Raw genomic sequence first — 15,122 nt, 5'->3', positions numbered from 1 at the left:
GACGATGGGTCGCGCCAGGTCGGTGTGAGCCTTGGCTCGATAGGGTTGCCGGCAGTGTAAACAAAAAAACGGCTGGACATCGTCCAGCCGTTTTTTCGGCGGCGCCACCTTGCGGCGGCACCCGCGGGCAATCCTGCCCCGCTGACTTTACTGCTGTTCCGAGCCTTCGGCCGGAGCGGCCGGCGCGGCGGCTTCGCCAGCGTTGATCGGGCTGATGCTGCCGCCCTCTTCGGCCAGCGCGGCCTTCAGTGACAGGCGCAGGCGGCCCTTCTCGTCAGCCTGGATCAGCTTGACGCGGACATGCTGGCCTTCCTTCAGCCAGTCCTTGATGTCCTTGACACGCTCGTTGACAATTTCCGAGATGTGCAGCAGACCATCCTTGCCCGGCAGGATGTTGACGATGGCACCGAAGTCCAGCAGCTTCAGCACGGTACCGGCGTAGATCTTGCCCACTTCGGCTTCCGCGGTGATGCCCTCGATGCGGCGCTTGGCTTCGGCCATGCCGTCGGTCGAGGTCGACGCGATCGTGATGGTGCCGTCTTCCTGGATGTCGATGGTGGTGCCGGTTTCCTTGGTCAGCGCCTGGATGGTCGAGCCGCCCTTGCCGATCACTTCGCGGATCTTGTCCGGATGGATCTTCATGGTGATCATGCGCGGAGCGTGCGCCGACAGTTCGGTGCGGGCGTGGCCCATCGCTTCCTGCATCTTGTGCAGGATGTGCAGGCGGCCTTCACGGGCCTGCGCCAGCGCGACCTGCATGATCTCCTTGGTGATGCCCTGGACCTTGATGTCCATCTGCAGCGCGGTGATGCCGTTGTCGGTACCCGCCACCTTGAAGTCCATGTCGCCCAGGTGGTCCTCGTCACCCAGGATGTCGGTCAGCACGGCGAACTTGTTGCCTTCCAGGATCAGGCCCATGGCCACGCCGGCCACGTGCGCCTTGACCGGAACGCCGGCGTCCATCAGCGCCAGGCAGCCGCCGCAGACCGAAGCCATCGACGACGAGCCGTTGGATTCGGTGATTTCCGAAACCAGGCGGATGGTGTAGGCGAATTCATCGTCCTTCGGCAGCACCGGGATCAGTGCGCGCTTGGCCAGGCGGCCGTGGCCGATTTCGCGGCGCTTCGGGCTGCCCACGCGGCCAGTTTCACCGGTGGCGAACGGGGGCATGTTGTAGTGGAGCATGAAGCGGTCGCGGTATTCGCCGGCCAGCGCGTCGATGATCTGCTCGTCGCTCTTGGTGCCGAGCGTGGCCACCACCAGCGCCTGCGTTTCACCACGGGTGAACAGCGCCGAACCGTGCGCGCGCGGCAGCACCGACGAGCGGATCTCGATCGGGCGCACCGTGCGGGTGTCGCGGCCGTCGATACGCGGCTCGCCAGCCAGCACCTGGCCGCGCACGATCTTGGCTTCCAGGTCGAACATGATGTTGCCGACTTCCACCTTGTCGGCTTCCACGCCGGCGGCTGCCAGCGCGGCCGCCACGTTGGCGTTCACTTCCTTCAGCTTCTGGCTGCGGGCCGACTTCTGGCGCAGTTGATAGGCTTCCTGCAGCAGCGGCAGTGCCACTTCGGTGACCTTGGCGATCAGCGGCTCGTTCTTGGCGGCCGGGGCCCAGTCCCACTCGGGCTTGCCAGCTTCGCGCACCAGCTCATGGATGGCGTTGATCGCGATCTGCATTTGCTCGTGGCCATAGACCACGGCGCCCAGCATGACGTCTTCCGACAGCTGGTTGGCTTCCGATTCCACCATCAGCACGGCGCGCTCGGTACCGGCGACCACCAGGTCCAGGTCCGAGGTGGCGAGCTGCGAGCGGGTCGGGTTGAGCAGGTACTGGCCATCCTTGTAGCCCACGCGCGCGGCGCCCACCGGGCCGCTGAACGGGATGCCCGACACGGCCAGCGCGGCCGACGCGCCGATCAGCGCGGGAATGTCAGCGGGCACTTCCGGGTTCAGCGACACCACGTGGATCACCACCTGGACTTCGTTGTAGAAGCCTTCCGGGAACAGCGGGCGCAGCGGACGGTCGATCAGGCGCGAGGTCAGGGTCTCGTTTTCCGACGGACGGCCTTCACGCTTGAAGAAGCCGCCGGGGATCTTGCCGGCCGCGTAGGTCTTCTCGATGTAGTCGACGGTCAGCGGGAAGAAGTCCTGGCCCGGCTTCGGGTTCTTGGCGGCGACCACGGTCGCCAGCACCACGGTGTCTTCCACATCGACCAGCACGGCACCGCCGGCCTGGCGGGCGATTTCGCCGGTTTCCATGCGGACCGTGTGCTGGCCCCACTGGAATTCCTTGACGACCTTGTTGAACATGGACATGTGCATTCCTTGGCTTGCGTGCAGGCCGCGCAATCACGCAATAACACGCGCACGGCCTGCGACGCCTGCGTTCTCAGCCGCAGGCAAACTGCCGGGTTGCCGGTCGCAGTCGCAGGGAAGTGCTATGCCATTCCAGCGCGGCACTGGCGTTGCCGATGCCGCGCTGGAATGACACAAAGCCCTGTTTCCTTGGCCGGTCCGGGGTATTGAAAACAGAAAAAAGAACAACTTACTCCGTTGCGCAGCTTGCTGCAACGGGCGCCCGGGGAATCGGATTGTCCGCCGGGCGGCGTGAAGCGAAAATCACTCCATCAACTGCCTGCATCCCTGGGCAAAGCGGATTCACCCCGCCAGAAATGCAAAATGCCTGCCCCAGCATTGCTGAAGCAGGCATCGAGGCCTCACGCGAAACCGTGCAAACCCTGGAATCGCGCTGCCATCGGGCGCAACCTTACTTGCGCAGGCCCAGCTTTTCGATCAGGGCGCGGTAACGGTCGGCGTCGTTGGACTTGAGGTAGTCCAGCAGGCGGCGACGGCGGCTCACCATGCGCAGCAGACCGCGGCGGCTGTGGTGATCCTTCATGTTGGCCTTGAAGTGCGGGGTCAGTTCGTTGATGCGGGTGGTCAGCAGGGCCACTTGCACTTCGGGGCTGCCAGTGTCGTTGGCGCCACGTGCGAACTGCTTGATGACTTCGGACTTGTTGATATCGGCAACTGCCATGATGATTTCCTTTCACTTGCGAACGCTACAGCGCGGGATGCGCCGCATGCGTCGTGCCATGTTTTGACTGGCTACCGCCGCCACCCGGCCAACGGCCAGGCAACGACAGCCGCGGATTATAGCCGAAAAGCCGCGGCAGGAGTACCGGGCGGCCTGGGCCAGCGCGCTGGCGCTCAGGGGCGCTCCATCCGGCACGTGGTCGGCAGCGTGGTCTGCGCGGCCTTGAGCTTGCGCACGGTACGGAAGCCATAACCCGAGCCCTCGTTGTCGAAGCGCACTGCCCCGCCCTGGCGCTCCATCACCGACACGTACAGCGGCTGCAGCACCTGGTGGTCGTCGGCGCGCACGGTGGCCTCATGGAACTGGTTGACGTAGCGCATGTTCTCCAGCGCGCGCGCCACCTTGACCGCATCGGTGGAACCGGCCTGCTCGATCGCGCGCGCCAGCATTTCCACCAACATCTGCATGCGCAGGTGCACGTAGTCGTCCTTCGGCTCCGGATAACGCGCGCGGAACTGCTGGTAGAAGGCGTCCGATGCCGCGCCGCCCACGTTGGGGTGCCACTCGGCCACCGCCAGCACGCGGCCCACGCCGGCATCGCCCATCGCCGCGGGCGCGCCCAGGCCATTGCCGTAGAAGGTGTAGAACTTGGCCTGCAGGCCGCCTTCGCGCGCGGCCTTGACCATCAGCGTCAGGTCGTTGCCCCAGTTGCCGGTGATGACCGCGTCCGCCCCGCTCGCCTTGATCTTGGCGATATAAGGCGCAAAGTCCTTGATCTTGCCGATCGGGTGGAACTCGTCGCCCACGATCTGGATATCCGGCCGGCGCGCCGCCAGCATCTCGCGCGCCGAGCGCGACACCTGGTGGCCGAAGCTGTAGTCCTGGTCGATCAGGTAGACCTTGCGTACGGCCTGGTCCTGGCGGATGACCTCGGTCAGCGCCTGCATGCGCATGTCCGCGCTGGCGTCGAAGCGGAAATGCCAGAAGCTGCAGTTCTCGTTGGTCAGGCTGGGATCGACCGCCGAGTAGTTCAGGAACAGCACGCGCGCGTCGGGCTGGCGCGCGTTGTGGCGGTTGATGGCCGACACCAGCGCGCCAGCCACGGCCGAGCTGTTGCCCTGCAGGACAAAGGGAATGCGCTTGTCGGTCAGGGCCCGCAACTGGATCAGGCTCTCGTCGACATTGCCCTTGCTGTCGAAGGTGACCAGCTCCATGGGCCGCGCACCCTCTGCGGTCTTCACGCCGCCGCGCGCGTTGATGCGCTCGATCGCCAGGCGCAGGTTGCGCGTCACGGCTTCGCCCGCGTTGGCAAACGGGCCGGACAGCCCGTCGATCATGCCCAGCCGGATTGGCTCCTGTGCCGACGCGCCCGCCGCTGCCGCCAGCAACAACCCGCCCAGCCATCCACGCCACCGTGCCGCAACCTTCATGTTCTCTCCCGGAAAGCGCTGGATAGTACGGCAGCGACCGGTTGCGGGCAAATGCCACCGCCCCCAATCATTGGCCGCCGTTTCCGCGAGGAAACCGCCAGGTTGCGGGAAGATCCACCGAAAAGCAGCGCCCGGCGCACACAAGCACGGAGGCCGCACTACACTTGCGGTATTCACCATCCACGCATCGACCGAGGTTTGCCATGAATTCTGTCATCGCCAACGGCGCGCGCCGGCTCATGCTGGCGCTGGGCGTCGCCATGCTGTCTGCCTGCACCACGCTGATGCCGGTACCGGAAGGCACCAAGCTTGTGGGCCAGCCGCAAGCCGCGGTACAGGCCGCGTTCGGGCCGCCCACCGATGTGTTCCAGCTGCGCGACGGCACCTCGCGCTGGATCTACACCAAGCAGCCGCTGGGCCAGTACGCCTATGGCGCCGACTTCGACCGCAACGGCAACCTGACCCGCTTCAGCAATGTGCTGTCCACGCTGGAACTGTACAAGGCGCAGGTCGGCACCTGGACCAAGCAGGATGTGGCCGAGCATTTCGGCATGACGCGCCTGCCGGTCGACTACTACCCGCTGATGCGGCGCGAGGTCTGGTCCTACCGCTTCCGCCATGAAGACGTGTGGCCGTCGCTGTACCACTTCTATTTCGACGACGCCGGCATCCTGCGCCAGACCCAGATCACGCCCGACCCGATGTACGACCCCGACGAGCGCCGCCGCTGAGCCATGAAAAAAGCCCGCCATTCCCCGGTCGGGAATGGCGGGCCTGGGCCGGACGCTCAGGCCGGGTAAGCCTTCCGCCGTCTACGCAGGGGCCTGGGTCAGATCTGCGGATTGATCTTTTGCACAGCCTTGTCGTGCAGCTTGTTCAGCGCGGCCAGGTAGGCCTTGGCCGAGGCGGCGACGATATCCGGGTCGGTGCCCACGCCGTTGACGATGCGGCCGGCCTTGGACAGGCGCACGGTGACTTCGCCCTGGGCCTCGGTGCCGCCGGTGATGGCGTTCACCGAATAGAGCACCATCTCGGCGCCGCTGGACACGCGTGATTCAATCGCATGCAGGGTGGCGTCGACCGGGCCGTTGCCCTCGCCCTCGCCGCTCTGCTCCTGGCCGTCCATGCTGAACACCACGCGCGCATGCGGGCGCTCGCCGGTCTCGGAGCGCTGCGACAGCGAGATAAAGCGGAAGTGCTCGTTGGCATCGTGCTGGGCTTCGTTCGAGACGATGGCGACGATGTCCTCGTCGAAGATCTCGGCCTTCTGGTCGGCCAGTTCCTTGAAGCGGGTGAAGGCGGCATTGACTTCGGTCTCGCTCTCGAGCTCGATGCCCAGTTCCTGCAGGCGCTGCTTGAAGGCATTGCGGCCCGACAGCTTGCCCAGCACGATCTTGTTGGCGCTCCAGCCCACATCTTCCGCACGCATGATCTCGTAGGTGTCGCGCGCCTTGAGCACGCCATCCTGGTGGATGCCCGACGCATGCGCGAAGGCGTTGGCGCCCACCACGGCCTTGTTCGGCTGCACCACGAAACCGGTGATCTGCGACACCAGCTTCGAGGCCGGCACGATCTGCGTGGTATCCACGCCGACATCCAGGTCGAAATAGTCGCGGCGGGTCTTCACCGCCATCACCACTTCTTCCAGGCTGGTGTTGCCGGCGCGCTCGCCCAGGCCGTTGATGGTGCATTCGATCTGGCGCGCGCCGGCCATCTTGACGGCGGCCAGCGAGTTGGCCACGGCCATGCCCAGGTCGTTATGGCAGTGCACCGACCAGATCGCCTTGTCCGAGTTGGGAATGCGCTCGCGCACCGAGCGGATCAGCGCGGCGTAGCCTTCCGGCACGGCATAGCCCACGGTATCCGGCAGGTTGATGGTGGTCGCGCCCTCGGCGATCACGCCTTCCAGCACGCGGCACAGGAAGTCCATGTCCGAGCGGCTGCCGTCTTCCGGCGAGAACTCGATATCGTCGGTGAACTGGCGCGCAAAGCGCACCGCCAGGCGGGCCTGCTGGTAAACCTCGTCCGGCGTCATGCGCAGCTTCTTCTCCATGTGCAGCGCGGACGTGGCGATGAAGGTGTGGATGCGGAACGAGTTGGCGGGCTTGAGCGCCTCGGCGGCGCGGGCAATGTCCTTGTCGTTGGCACGGGCCAGCGAGCAGATGGTCGAGTCCTTTACCACCTGCGCGATCGAGCGTATCGCCTCGAAGTCGCCGTTGGAGCTCGCCGCGAAACCGGCCTCGATCACATCGACCTTCAGGCGTTCCAGCTGGCGTGCGATGCGGATCTTTTCCTCGCGGGTCATCGAGGCGCCGGGCGACTGCTCGCCGTCACGCAAGGTGGTGTCGAAAATGATGAGTTTGTCAGACATTTTGTGGAGCTCCTGATTGCTTATCGTGTGCTGTCCCCAGCATGCTGCGTCCGGGGCCTACCGCCTGTTCCGCGCTCCACGGCTGTGGAATGCAAAACGCCCCGGCGTGCATGGAGCAGGCCGGGGCGTTGGAAAATTCCTTGCGGATTTCGCGCTAAGGGTAAGTCCGTCCTTAGCGCGCGCGCGTCCCGACCTGATGGCCTAGTAGGCCACCTAGGGTGGTGCGGGCGATTAGGACTTGGCGCGAAATCATGGCACCGACTATAGCCGAGTTGGCGCGCCCATGCAATACAGGGTTTAGCCCATTTTGCCCGGGCGCGCCAGCGGCACGGATCATCCCTTGGGCGGAATGCGCAGCTTCTGGCCCGGGTAGATCTTGTCCGGGTGGCTCAGCATCGGCTTGTTGGCCTCGAAGATCTTGTTGTACTCGGCGCCGTTGCCGTAAGCAGCCTGGGCGACCGCCCACAGCGTGTCGCCCTTGACCACGGTATGCCAGGTCGATTCCGCGGACTCGACGTTGACGGACATCTTGTCCTCGACCTTGTCCACGCCCTCGACATTGCCGGCGCACAGGATGATCTTCTCGCGCGTGGCCTGGTTGGGCGCCACGCCGAACACGGTGACCAGCCCCTGCGAGCCGTCCACCTGCACCATCAGCCCGGTGGCATCCAGGCCCATCTTCCTGATGTAGCCCTCGATCGCATCGCCCGCGGCGCGATTGGCGGCATCGACCTTCTCCGCCGACGCATCCGCCGCGGCGGCCTCTTGCGCGGCCTTGGCCTCGCCCGTGCCGAACAGCTTTTCTCCCGCTTCCTTGATGAAGTCGAACATGCCCATGACATCCTCCTGACGGTGAGTGGAAAACACTGCAGAGTGCCACGCCTTGATGGCCGCGGCATGAAAACAATTGTGAATCCGGAAATGCATGAAGGGCGCCTGAGCGCCCTTCTGCCTGAAACGTCTACGAAGCCTTGCCGCCGTTCTCGCGCTGCTTCTTCTCGATGGCCGGCTTGCCGTGCATCGCCCGCCAGGCCCATAGCACATAGCCCGAGATCGCATAGGCCACGAACAGGCCGAACAGCGCCACCGGCGGATCGGTGGACACCACCACGAACAGCACCAGGACCAGCACCATCATGCCGAACGGCACGCGGTAGCGCACGTCCAGCGCCTTGCCACTGTAGAACGGCGCGTTGGACACCATCGACAGGCCGGCATACAGCGTAATACCGAACGCCACCCACGGCATCCACAGCTCCTTGACCGGCAGCTTGTTGTCGATCACCAGCCAGACGAAGCCTGCGACCAGCGCGGCGGCGGCCGGGCTGGGCAGGCCCTGGAAGAAGCGTTTGTCTACCACGCCGATGTTGGCGTTGAAACGCGCCAGGCGCAGCGCCGCGCAGGTGCAGTAGACAAAGGCTGCTATCCAGCCCCACTTGCCCAGGTCATGCAGGATCCACTCATACATCACCAGCGCCGGCGCAACCCCAAAAGAAGTCATGTCCGACAGCGAATCGTACTGCTCGCCAAACGCACTCTGCGTATTGGTAATACGCGCCACGCGCCCGTCCATGCCGTCCAGCACCATCGCCGCAAAGATGGCGATGGCCGCCGCATCGAAGCGCATGTTCATGGCCTGGACGATGGCGAAGAAGCCCGCGAACAGCGCCGCGGTGGTGAACGCGTTGGGCAGCAGGTAGATGCCGCGCCGGCGCGGACGCTGGTAGACGATGTCGTGGTCGTCGGCGGCTTCGTCGTCGAAGTCGTCTTCGGCACCGCGCAGCTGGTTATGGCGGAACGGCCGCAGGTGGGTCACGTTGCCGCTGCTGCTGCGCTTGTTACGTCGATGGAAGGCAACCATCACAGTCCTCCGGTCAGGCTGTCGCTCACTTCACGTCGAGTTCGGCGAGGATGGTCGACGAGGCCGACACCTTCTCGCCGATGGTCACGCGCGGGCGCGCGTCGAGCGGCAGGTAGACGTCCACGCGCGAGCCGAAGCGGATAAAGCCGTAGCGCTGGCCGCGCGAGAGGTTGTCGCCCACCTTGGTGTAGCACAGGATGCGGCGGGCCACCAGGCCGGCCACCTGCACCAGCGTCACCAGCTGGCCGTCCGCAGCGCGCCGGATCAGCACGGCGTTGCGCTCGTTCTCGACCGAGGCCTTGTCCAGGTCGGCGTTGACGAACTTGCCGGGGAAATATTCGACCTTCTCGACCGCGCCGTCGACCGAGACCCGGTTCGAGTGCACGTTGAAGACGTTCATGAAGACGCTGATCTTCAGCGCCTCGCGGCCGGCGTACGGATCCTGGGTTTTTTCGACCACGACGATGCGGCCGTCGGCGGGGGCCAGCACCGCGTTGGGCTGCGACGGGATCGGGCGCGGCGGATCGCGGAAGAACTGGAGCACGAATACCGTGATGATCCACAACGGCAACGCCAACCAGAAGCCCGCGCTGGCGTGCACCAGCAGCGAGATGACAAAGGCGCCGGCCAGGAACGGCCAGCCTTCACGGGCGATCAGCGGATGAGGATAGTTCATGCAGTACAGGTGTCGGTGGATACAAGACCATGGCAAGGCGGCGCGGCGGCGGCGATAGCCGCCATCGGGCGGCGCCCCGTGGTCGCGGGGCAGGATAATGCACGCCTTGCCCAAAGTCTGACAAGCATAACAAAAAGCCGTTCAGGTCCCGCGACTCCCCTCTGATGATAGAAGGGCGTGGCACGGAACGCTGAACGGCTTCGGCCCGCCGCCGTGCGGCGCGGGCCATCAGACAGCGATGCAGCTTAGTTCTTCGACTGGTCGACCATCTTGTTCTTGGCGATCCACGGCATCATCGCGCGCAGCTTGGCACCCACTTCCTCGATCTGGTGCTCGGCCGTCAGGCGGCGGCGCGAGATCAGCGTCGGGGCGCCGGCTTTGTTCTCCAGCAGGAAGCTCTTGGCGTATTCACCAGTCTGGATGTCGGTCAGGCACTGCTTCATCGCCTTCTTGGTCTCTTCGGTCACCACGCGCGGGCCGGTGACGTATTCACCATATTCCGCGTTGTTGGAGATCGAGTAGTTCATGTTGGCGATGCCGCCTTCGTAGATCAGGTCGACGATCAGCTTCAGTTCGTGCAGGCACTCGAAGTAGGCCATTTCCGGCGCGTAGCCGGCTTCCACCAGGGTCTCGAAGCCGGCCTTGATCAGCTCGACGGTACCGCCGCACAGCACGGCCTGCTCGCCGAACAGGTCGGTTTCGGTTTCTTCGCGGAAGTTGGTCTCGATGATGCCGGCACGGCCGCCGCCGTTGGCGGTGGCGTACGACAGCGCGATGTCACGGGCGGCGCCGGACTTGTTCTGGTGCACGGCGATCAGGTGCGGCACGCCGCCGCCTTGGGCGTAGGTGGCGCGCACGGTGTGGCCCGGGGCCTTCGGCGCGATCATGATCACGTCCAGGTCGGCGCGCGGGATCACGGCACCGTAGTGCACGTTGAAGCCGTGGGCGAAGGCCAGCGCTGCGCCTTCCTTGATGTTGGCGTGCACTTCGTTGTTGTACACGTCGGCGATCTGCTCGTCCGGCAGCAGGATCATGACCACGTCGGCACCCTTGACGGCCTCGGCCACTTCCTTCACTTGCAGGCCGGCGTTGACGGCCTTGTTCCACGACGCGCCGCTCTTGCGCAGGCCGACCGTCACATTGACGCCCGAATCCTTCAGGTTCAGCGCGTGGGCATGGCCCTGCGAGCCATAGCCGATGATGGTGACGTTCTTGCCCTTGATCAGGGAGAGGTCGGCGTCCTTGTCGTAAAACACTTTCATGATGATTCCTTCAATCTCTGTCTTTTGTATGAGGGGGGCGGCATCCTCGGACGCATCGTGTGCGTCCGGATCGCGCCGCCCCGGGGATACTGCGTGAAGCCGTGTGGGTGAGCCGGGGCCCGGTCAGACCTTCAGGATGCGCTCGCCGCGGCCGATGCCCGAGCCGCCAGTACGGACGGTCTCCAGGATGGCGGTGCGGTCGATGGCGTCCAGGAACGCATCGAGCTTGACGCCGTTGCCGGTCAGCTCGATGGTGTAGGTCTTCTCGGTGACATCGATGATGCGGCCGCGGAAGATGTCGGCGGTGCGCTTCATTTCCTCGCGCTCCTTGCCCACCGCGCGCACCTTGACGAGCATCAGCTCGCGTTCGATGTGCGCGCCTTCGGTCAGGTCGACCACCTTGACCACTTCCACCAGGCGGTTCAGGTGCTTGGTGATCTGTTCGATCACGTCATCCGAGCCGGAGGTGACAATGGTCATGCGCGACAGCGAGGCATCCTCGGTGGGTGCCACGGTCAGCGTCTCGATGTTATAGCCGCGGGCCGAGAACAGGCCCACCACGCGCGACAGCGCGCCCGGTTCGTTTTCCAGCAGGACCGAAATGATGTGACGCATTACAGGTCCTCCGCGCCGAGCAGCATTTCGGAAATGCCCTTGCCCGCCTGGACCATCGGCCAGACGTTTTCGGTGGGATCGGTCTGGAAGTCCAGGAACACGGTACGGTCCTTCAGGCGGAACGCCTCGCGCAGCGCCGGCTCGACGTCAGCCGTCTTCTCGACGCGCATGCCGACGTGCCCGTAGGCCTCGGCCAGCTTGACGAAATCGGGCAGCGCGTCCATGTAGGAGTGCGAGTAGCGGTTGTCGTACTCGATCTCCTGCCACTGGCGCACCATGCCCAGGTAGCCATTGTTGAGCGAGCAGATCTTCACCGGGGTGTCGTACTGCAGGCAGGTCGACAGTTCCTGGATGCACATCTGGATCGAGCCTTCACCGGTGATGGTGACGACTTCCTTCTCCGGGAACGCCTTCTTGATGCCCATCGCGTACGGCAGGCCCACGCCCATCGTGCCCAGGCCGCCGGAGTTGATCCAGCGGCGCGGCTCGTCGAACTTGTAGAACTGCGCGGCCCACATCTGGTGCTGGCCGACGTCGGAGCAGATGAAGGCGTCGCCCTTGGTCAGCTCCCAGATCTTTTCCACCACATATTGCGGCTTGATGATCTCGGAGCTGCGGTCGTACTTCAGGCAGTCCACCGAACGCCATTGCTCGATCTGCTCCCACCATTTGGCGAGCGCCTCGCGCTTGGGCTTGATGTCGCTGGCCTTGATCTGGGCGATCAGTTCCTGCAGCACGTCCTTGACGTTGCCGACGATGGGGATGTCGACCTTGACGCGCTTGGAGATCGACGACGGGTCGATGTCGATATGGATGATCTTGCGCGCCTGCGAGGTGAAGTGCGCCGGGTTGCCGATCACGCGGTCGTCGAAGCGGGCACCGATAGCGATCAGCACGTCGCAGTTCTGCATGGCCATGTTGGCTTCATACGTGCCGTGCATGCCAAGCATGCCGACGAACTGCTTGTGGGTGCCGGGGAACGCGCCCAGGCCCATCAGCGTGTTGGTCACCGGGTGGCCGGTCAGGGCCGCCAGCTGGCGCAGCTCGTCGCTGGCATTGGCAAGCACCACGCCGCCGCCGGTGTAGATATACGGACGCTCGGCGCCTTGCAGCAGCGCCACGGCCTTGCGGATCTGGCCCGAGTGTCCCTTGTTCACCGGGTTGTACGAGCGCATGTCGATCGACTTGGGGTACTCGTACTTGCAGGCATTGCGCGAGACATCCTTGGGGATGTCCACCACCACCGGGCCCGGACGGCCGGTCGCGGCAATGAAGAACGCCTTCTTGATGGTCGAGGCGAGATCACGCACGTCCTTCACCAGGAAGTTGTGCTTGACGATCGGGCGGGTAATGCCGACGGTGTCGCACTCCTGGAAGGCGTCCTGGCCAATGGCGTGGGTCGGCACGTTGCCGGTGATCACCACCATCGGGATCGAGTCGAGGTACGCAGTGGCAATGCCGGTGACGGCATTGGTCACGCCGGGACCGGAGGTCACCAGTGCCACGCCCACCTTGCCGGTTGCCCGTGCATAGCCATCTGCGGCATGGACCGCGGCCTGCTCGTGGCGCACCAGGATGTGCTCGAACTTGGTTTGCTTGTGGAGCTCGTCGTAGATATACAGCACTGCGCCGCCGGGGTAGCCCCAGACGTACTCGACGCCTTCTTCGGCAAGTGCGTGAACGAGAATTTCCGCCCCGATCATTTCGGGTGCGGCAGATGAATTGCTGTCTGCGTGGGAGAATTCCGCGCTGGGCATGTTCATTTCAGTCCTTTGCAATTTTCGGCAAAAAATTGTTTGGATGCTCTCTGCCGGGCTTGTGGCTCGGGTTCAAGCGTTGCGCGTCTGCATGGAAGACCGCCTCATAAGCGGCCGGATGAGACAACCACTGATGTCGTGTGAACCGGCAATGATACTGCAATGCACCAGCGCGGTCTACGGTTGTTTTTGGCCTGCGCATGAGGGATTTTCCCGAGTGCGGCGGATCATTTGCGCGCCGCAATGTATTTCCAGCAATACAAAGTGGTACAGGGGGTCGTTTTTTTGCTAGCATCGCAGCACCTTGAATGTGCCACGGGCCGTACGCAGCACATTCACCAGAACCGGGCATTTGTCCCGCAGCAACGAGCCGCAACCGCCTGAATGGCCACCGACCAGGAACTGTCCGATTTTCTTGCCAGCGTCGAGCGCCGCGCCTTCAAGCAGGCCGTATTTGCGGTCCGCGACGACGACGCCGCGCTGGATATTGTCCAGGACGCCATGATCAAGCTGGCCGAGAAGTACGGCGACAAGGGCGCCGCCGAGCTGGCGCCGCTGTTCCAGCGCATCCTGCAGAACACCATCCACGACTGGTTCCGCCGCCAGAAGGTGCGCAACACCTGGGTCTCGCTGTTTTCCAGCCTGCGCGACGACCGCGACGGCGACGACAATGACCTGCTGGAGACGCTGGAGGCACAGGCCGGCTCTGAATCGGCCGAAAGCAGCGCCGACAAGGTCGAGCGCGCCCAGGTCATGCACATCATCGAGCAGGAAATCCAGCGCCTGCCGACGCGTCAACGCGAGGCGTTCCTGATGCGTTACTGGGAAGATATGGACGTCGCCGAAACCGCCGCCGTAATGGGGTGCTCCGAAGGCAGCGTCAAGACGCACTGTTCCCGTGCCACGCATACACTTGCGCAGGCCCTGCGCGCACGGGGGGTCCGACTATGAGCAGAAACGACAAAGAAATCCGCGAACGCCGGTTTGCGCAAGAGATTCGGGCGACACTTGATGCCGGCACCGACGACCTGCCGGCCGACATCACCGAACGGCTCGCCGCTGCGCGCCGGATGGCGGTCGCCCGCAAGAAGGCCGAGGCGCCCGTGCTGGTCCCGCAACTGGCCATGCCTGGCATGCACGCCCCGCTGTTTGATGAAGACAGCTCGCCGCTGCACCGCGCCGGCGCCTGGCTGCGCCGCCTTGGCCTGATCTGGACGCTGGTGGCGCTGGCCGCCGGCCTGATGGGCATCTATCACTGGCAGGAGCAGAAGCGCATCGAGGAACTGGCCGATATCGACGCCGCCATGCTGCTCGACGACCTGCCGCCCACGGCCTACGCCGACGAGGGCTTCCACGTGTTCCTGAAGCGCGAGCAATAGCATGGCGCGCGCAATGTTCCACCCCGACGCCTTGCGCCGCCGGCTGGCCGCGCTGCTGGCCGGCGCCGGCGCAGCCGCCTGCTGGGGCCTGCTGCCGCCCCCTGCGCATGCGCAGGGGGCTTCGGCGGTGACGGCGCCTGCGGCCGCGCAGGCAACCAATGCCCGGCCGGCCTGGGCCGACCTGAGCCCGGTCAACCAGCGCATCCTGGCCCCGCTGCAGCCGCTGTGGGACAGCCTGCCGGAACTGAACCGCCACAAATGGCTGCGCATCGCCGAGCGCTACCCCAAGTTCTCGCCGGCCGAGCAGGCCCGGCTGCAGGCGCGCATGGCGGAATGGGTCAAGATGACCCCGCAGCAACGCCGGCTGGCGCGCGAGAACTACCAGATCACCCGCTCGCTGCCTGCCGAGAAAAAGGCCGAGGCCTGGGACAAGTACCAGCAGCTGCCTGAAGAGCAGAAAAAGAAGCTGGCCGCCACCGACCACGTGCCGCGCCGCCCCGGCGCTGTCAGCGCGCTGCCCAGCGGCAAGCGCCTGCCCAGCGACACCAGCCGCCAGCTCCACCGCGAGCCGAAAACGGCCAGCGCCGCAGCGGGCCACAGTGGCCACGCTGCCGGCAAGCCCGCCAGCGAAGCGCAGGCGCAGCCTGCCTCCGCGCCCGCTGCCGTGACCGCCGCCTCGGCGCCGGCCGCCTCGGCACCGGCAGCGCTCGCCGCGCCGGCATCCGCAGCCG

The 15,122-nt window shown here is 65.0% G+C and carries 14 protein-coding genes; 4 read left to right on the top strand and 10 right to left on the bottom strand.

What is annotated here, in order from left to right; genetic code table 11:
* Positions 1-147 precede the first annotated feature (147 nt).
* From pnp to CF68_RS14635, 3 genes are all read right to left on the bottom strand, one after another.
* The gene (pnp, locus tag CF68_RS14645; RefSeq protein ID WP_035819947.1) at positions 148-2,319 is read right to left on the bottom strand and encodes a polyribonucleotide nucleotidyltransferase; all 2,172 of its coding nucleotides are present in this window, start codon (positions 2,317-2,319) and stop codon (positions 148-150) included.
* Between the two features lie 451 nt (positions 2,320-2,770).
* Complete coding sequence (rpsO, locus tag CF68_RS14640; protein WP_010809136.1) at positions 2,771-3,040, bottom strand: 30S ribosomal protein S15; 270 nt, start codon at positions 3,038-3,040, stop codon at positions 2,771-2,773.
* 173 nt (positions 3,041-3,213) lie between these two features.
* On the bottom strand, positions 3,214-4,470 hold the full coding sequence (locus CF68_RS14635; protein WP_035819945.1) for a branched-chain amino acid ABC transporter substrate-binding protein: 1,257 nt from the start codon (positions 4,468-4,470) through the stop codon (positions 3,214-3,216).
* Between the two features lie 203 nt (positions 4,471-4,673).
* Between CF68_RS14635 and CF68_RS14630 the strand changes: the two genes are divergently transcribed.
* Complete coding sequence (locus CF68_RS14630; RefSeq protein ID WP_035819943.1) at positions 4,674-5,201, top strand: hypothetical protein; 528 nt, start codon at positions 4,674-4,676, stop codon at positions 5,199-5,201.
* Between the two features lie 98 nt (positions 5,202-5,299).
* On the opposite strand, the gene CF68_RS14625 is transcribed toward CF68_RS14630, so the two are convergent.
* From CF68_RS14625 to CF68_RS14595, 7 genes are all read right to left on the bottom strand, one after another.
* Positions 5,300-6,841, bottom strand: a complete 1,542-nt coding sequence (locus tag CF68_RS14625; RefSeq protein WP_013956006.1) for a 2-isopropylmalate synthase — start codon at positions 6,839-6,841, stop codon at positions 5,300-5,302.
* 333 nt (positions 6,842-7,174) lie between these two features.
* Positions 7,175-7,678, bottom strand: coding sequence for a peptidoglycan-binding protein LysM (gene lysM, locus CF68_RS14620; RefSeq protein WP_035819942.1), 504 nt, complete (start codon positions 7,676-7,678; stop codon positions 7,175-7,177).
* A gap of 124 nt (positions 7,679-7,802) precedes the next feature.
* Positions 7,803-8,702, bottom strand: a complete 900-nt coding sequence (gene pssA / locus CF68_RS14615) for a CDP-diacylglycerol--serine O-phosphatidyltransferase (RefSeq protein WP_035819940.1) — start codon at positions 8,700-8,702, stop codon at positions 7,803-7,805.
* A gap of 25 nt (positions 8,703-8,727) precedes the next feature.
* Positions 8,728-9,378, bottom strand: a complete 651-nt coding sequence (locus tag CF68_RS14610) for a phosphatidylserine decarboxylase (protein WP_035819939.1) — start codon at positions 9,376-9,378, stop codon at positions 8,728-8,730.
* A gap of 245 nt (positions 9,379-9,623) precedes the next feature.
* Positions 9,624-10,640, bottom strand: coding sequence for a ketol-acid reductoisomerase (gene ilvC, locus CF68_RS14605; protein ID WP_013956003.1), 1,017 nt, complete (start codon positions 10,638-10,640; stop codon positions 9,624-9,626).
* A 123-nt stretch (positions 10,641-10,763) separates the two neighbouring features.
* Entirely contained in the window at positions 10,764-11,255 is a 492-nt protein-coding gene (gene ilvN, locus CF68_RS14600; RefSeq protein WP_010809144.1) for an acetolactate synthase small subunit, read from the bottom strand.
* Entirely contained in the window at positions 11,255-13,018 is a 1,764-nt protein-coding gene (locus CF68_RS14595; RefSeq protein WP_035819937.1) for an acetolactate synthase 3 catalytic subunit, read from the bottom strand. Before CF68_RS14595 ends, ilvN begins: the two co-directional genes overlap by 1 nt.
* A gap of 378 nt (positions 13,019-13,396) precedes the next feature.
* Here CF68_RS14595 and CF68_RS14590 point away from each other — a divergent pair, with 378 nt between their 5' ends.
* From CF68_RS14590 to CF68_RS14580, 3 genes are all read left to right on the top strand, one after another.
* Complete coding sequence (locus CF68_RS14590) at positions 13,397-13,963, top strand: RNA polymerase sigma factor (RefSeq protein WP_010809146.1); 567 nt, start codon at positions 13,397-13,399, stop codon at positions 13,961-13,963.
* Positions 13,960-14,391, top strand: coding sequence for a DUF3619 family protein (locus CF68_RS14585; RefSeq protein ID WP_035819935.1), 432 nt, complete (start codon positions 13,960-13,962; stop codon positions 14,389-14,391). The genes CF68_RS14590 and CF68_RS14585 overlap by 4 nt, the downstream gene beginning before the upstream one ends.
* Before the next feature lies 1 nt (position 14,392).
* Positions 14,393-15,122 (top strand): DUF3106 domain-containing protein (locus tag CF68_RS14580; RefSeq protein ID WP_035819932.1); only part of this gene is annotated, 730 nt, incomplete at its 3' end.

This window comes from Cupriavidus sp. SK-4, assembly GCF_000611125.1.
GTDB lineage: Bacteria > Pseudomonadota > Gammaproteobacteria > Burkholderiales > Burkholderiaceae > Cupriavidus > Cupriavidus necator.
The sequence above is the reverse complement of the archived record's forward strand: the minus strand, read 5'-3'. Positions and strand labels throughout refer to the sequence as shown.

Bases quoted from the DNA above. Each gene is read 5' to 3' on its own strand.
- pnp (WP_035819947.1), bottom strand. From the start codon at position 2,319: ATGTCCATGTTCAACAAGGTCGTCAAGGAATTCCAGTGGGGCCAGCAC.
- rpsO (WP_010809136.1), bottom strand. From the start codon at position 3,040: ATGGCAGTTGCCGATATCAACAAGTCCGAAGTCATCAAGCAGTTCGCA.
- CF68_RS14635 (WP_035819945.1), bottom strand. From the start codon at position 4,470: ATGAAGGTTGCGGCACGGTGGCGTGGATGGCTGGGCGGGTTGTTGCTG.
- CF68_RS14630 (WP_035819943.1), top strand. From the start codon at position 4,674: ATGAATTCTGTCATCGCCAACGGCGCGCGCCGGCTCATGCTGGCGCTG.
- CF68_RS14625 (WP_013956006.1), bottom strand. From the start codon at position 6,841: ATGTCTGACAAACTCATCATTTTCGACACCACCTTGCGTGACGGCGAG.
- lysM (WP_035819942.1), bottom strand. From the start codon at position 7,678: ATGGGCATGTTCGACTTCATCAAGGAAGCGGGAGAAAAGCTGTTCGGC.
- pssA (WP_035819940.1), bottom strand. From the start codon at position 8,702: ATGGTTGCCTTCCATCGACGTAACAAGCGCAGCAGCAGCGGCAACGTG.
- CF68_RS14610 (WP_035819939.1), bottom strand. From the start codon at position 9,378: ATGAACTATCCTCATCCGCTGATCGCCCGTGAAGGCTGGCCGTTCCTG.
- ilvC (WP_013956003.1), bottom strand. From the start codon at position 10,640: ATGAAAGTGTTTTACGACAAGGACGCCGACCTCTCCCTGATCAAGGGC.
- ilvN (WP_010809144.1), bottom strand. From the start codon at position 11,255: ATGCGTCACATCATTTCGGTCCTGCTGGAAAACGAACCGGGCGCGCTG.
- CF68_RS14595 (WP_035819937.1), bottom strand. From the start codon at position 13,018: ATGAACATGCCCAGCGCGGAATTCTCCCACGCAGACAGCAATTCATCT.
- CF68_RS14590 (WP_010809146.1), top strand. From the start codon at position 13,397: ATGGCCACCGACCAGGAACTGTCCGATTTTCTTGCCAGCGTCGAGCGC.
- CF68_RS14585 (WP_035819935.1), top strand. From the start codon at position 13,960: ATGAGCAGAAACGACAAAGAAATCCGCGAACGCCGGTTTGCGCAAGAG.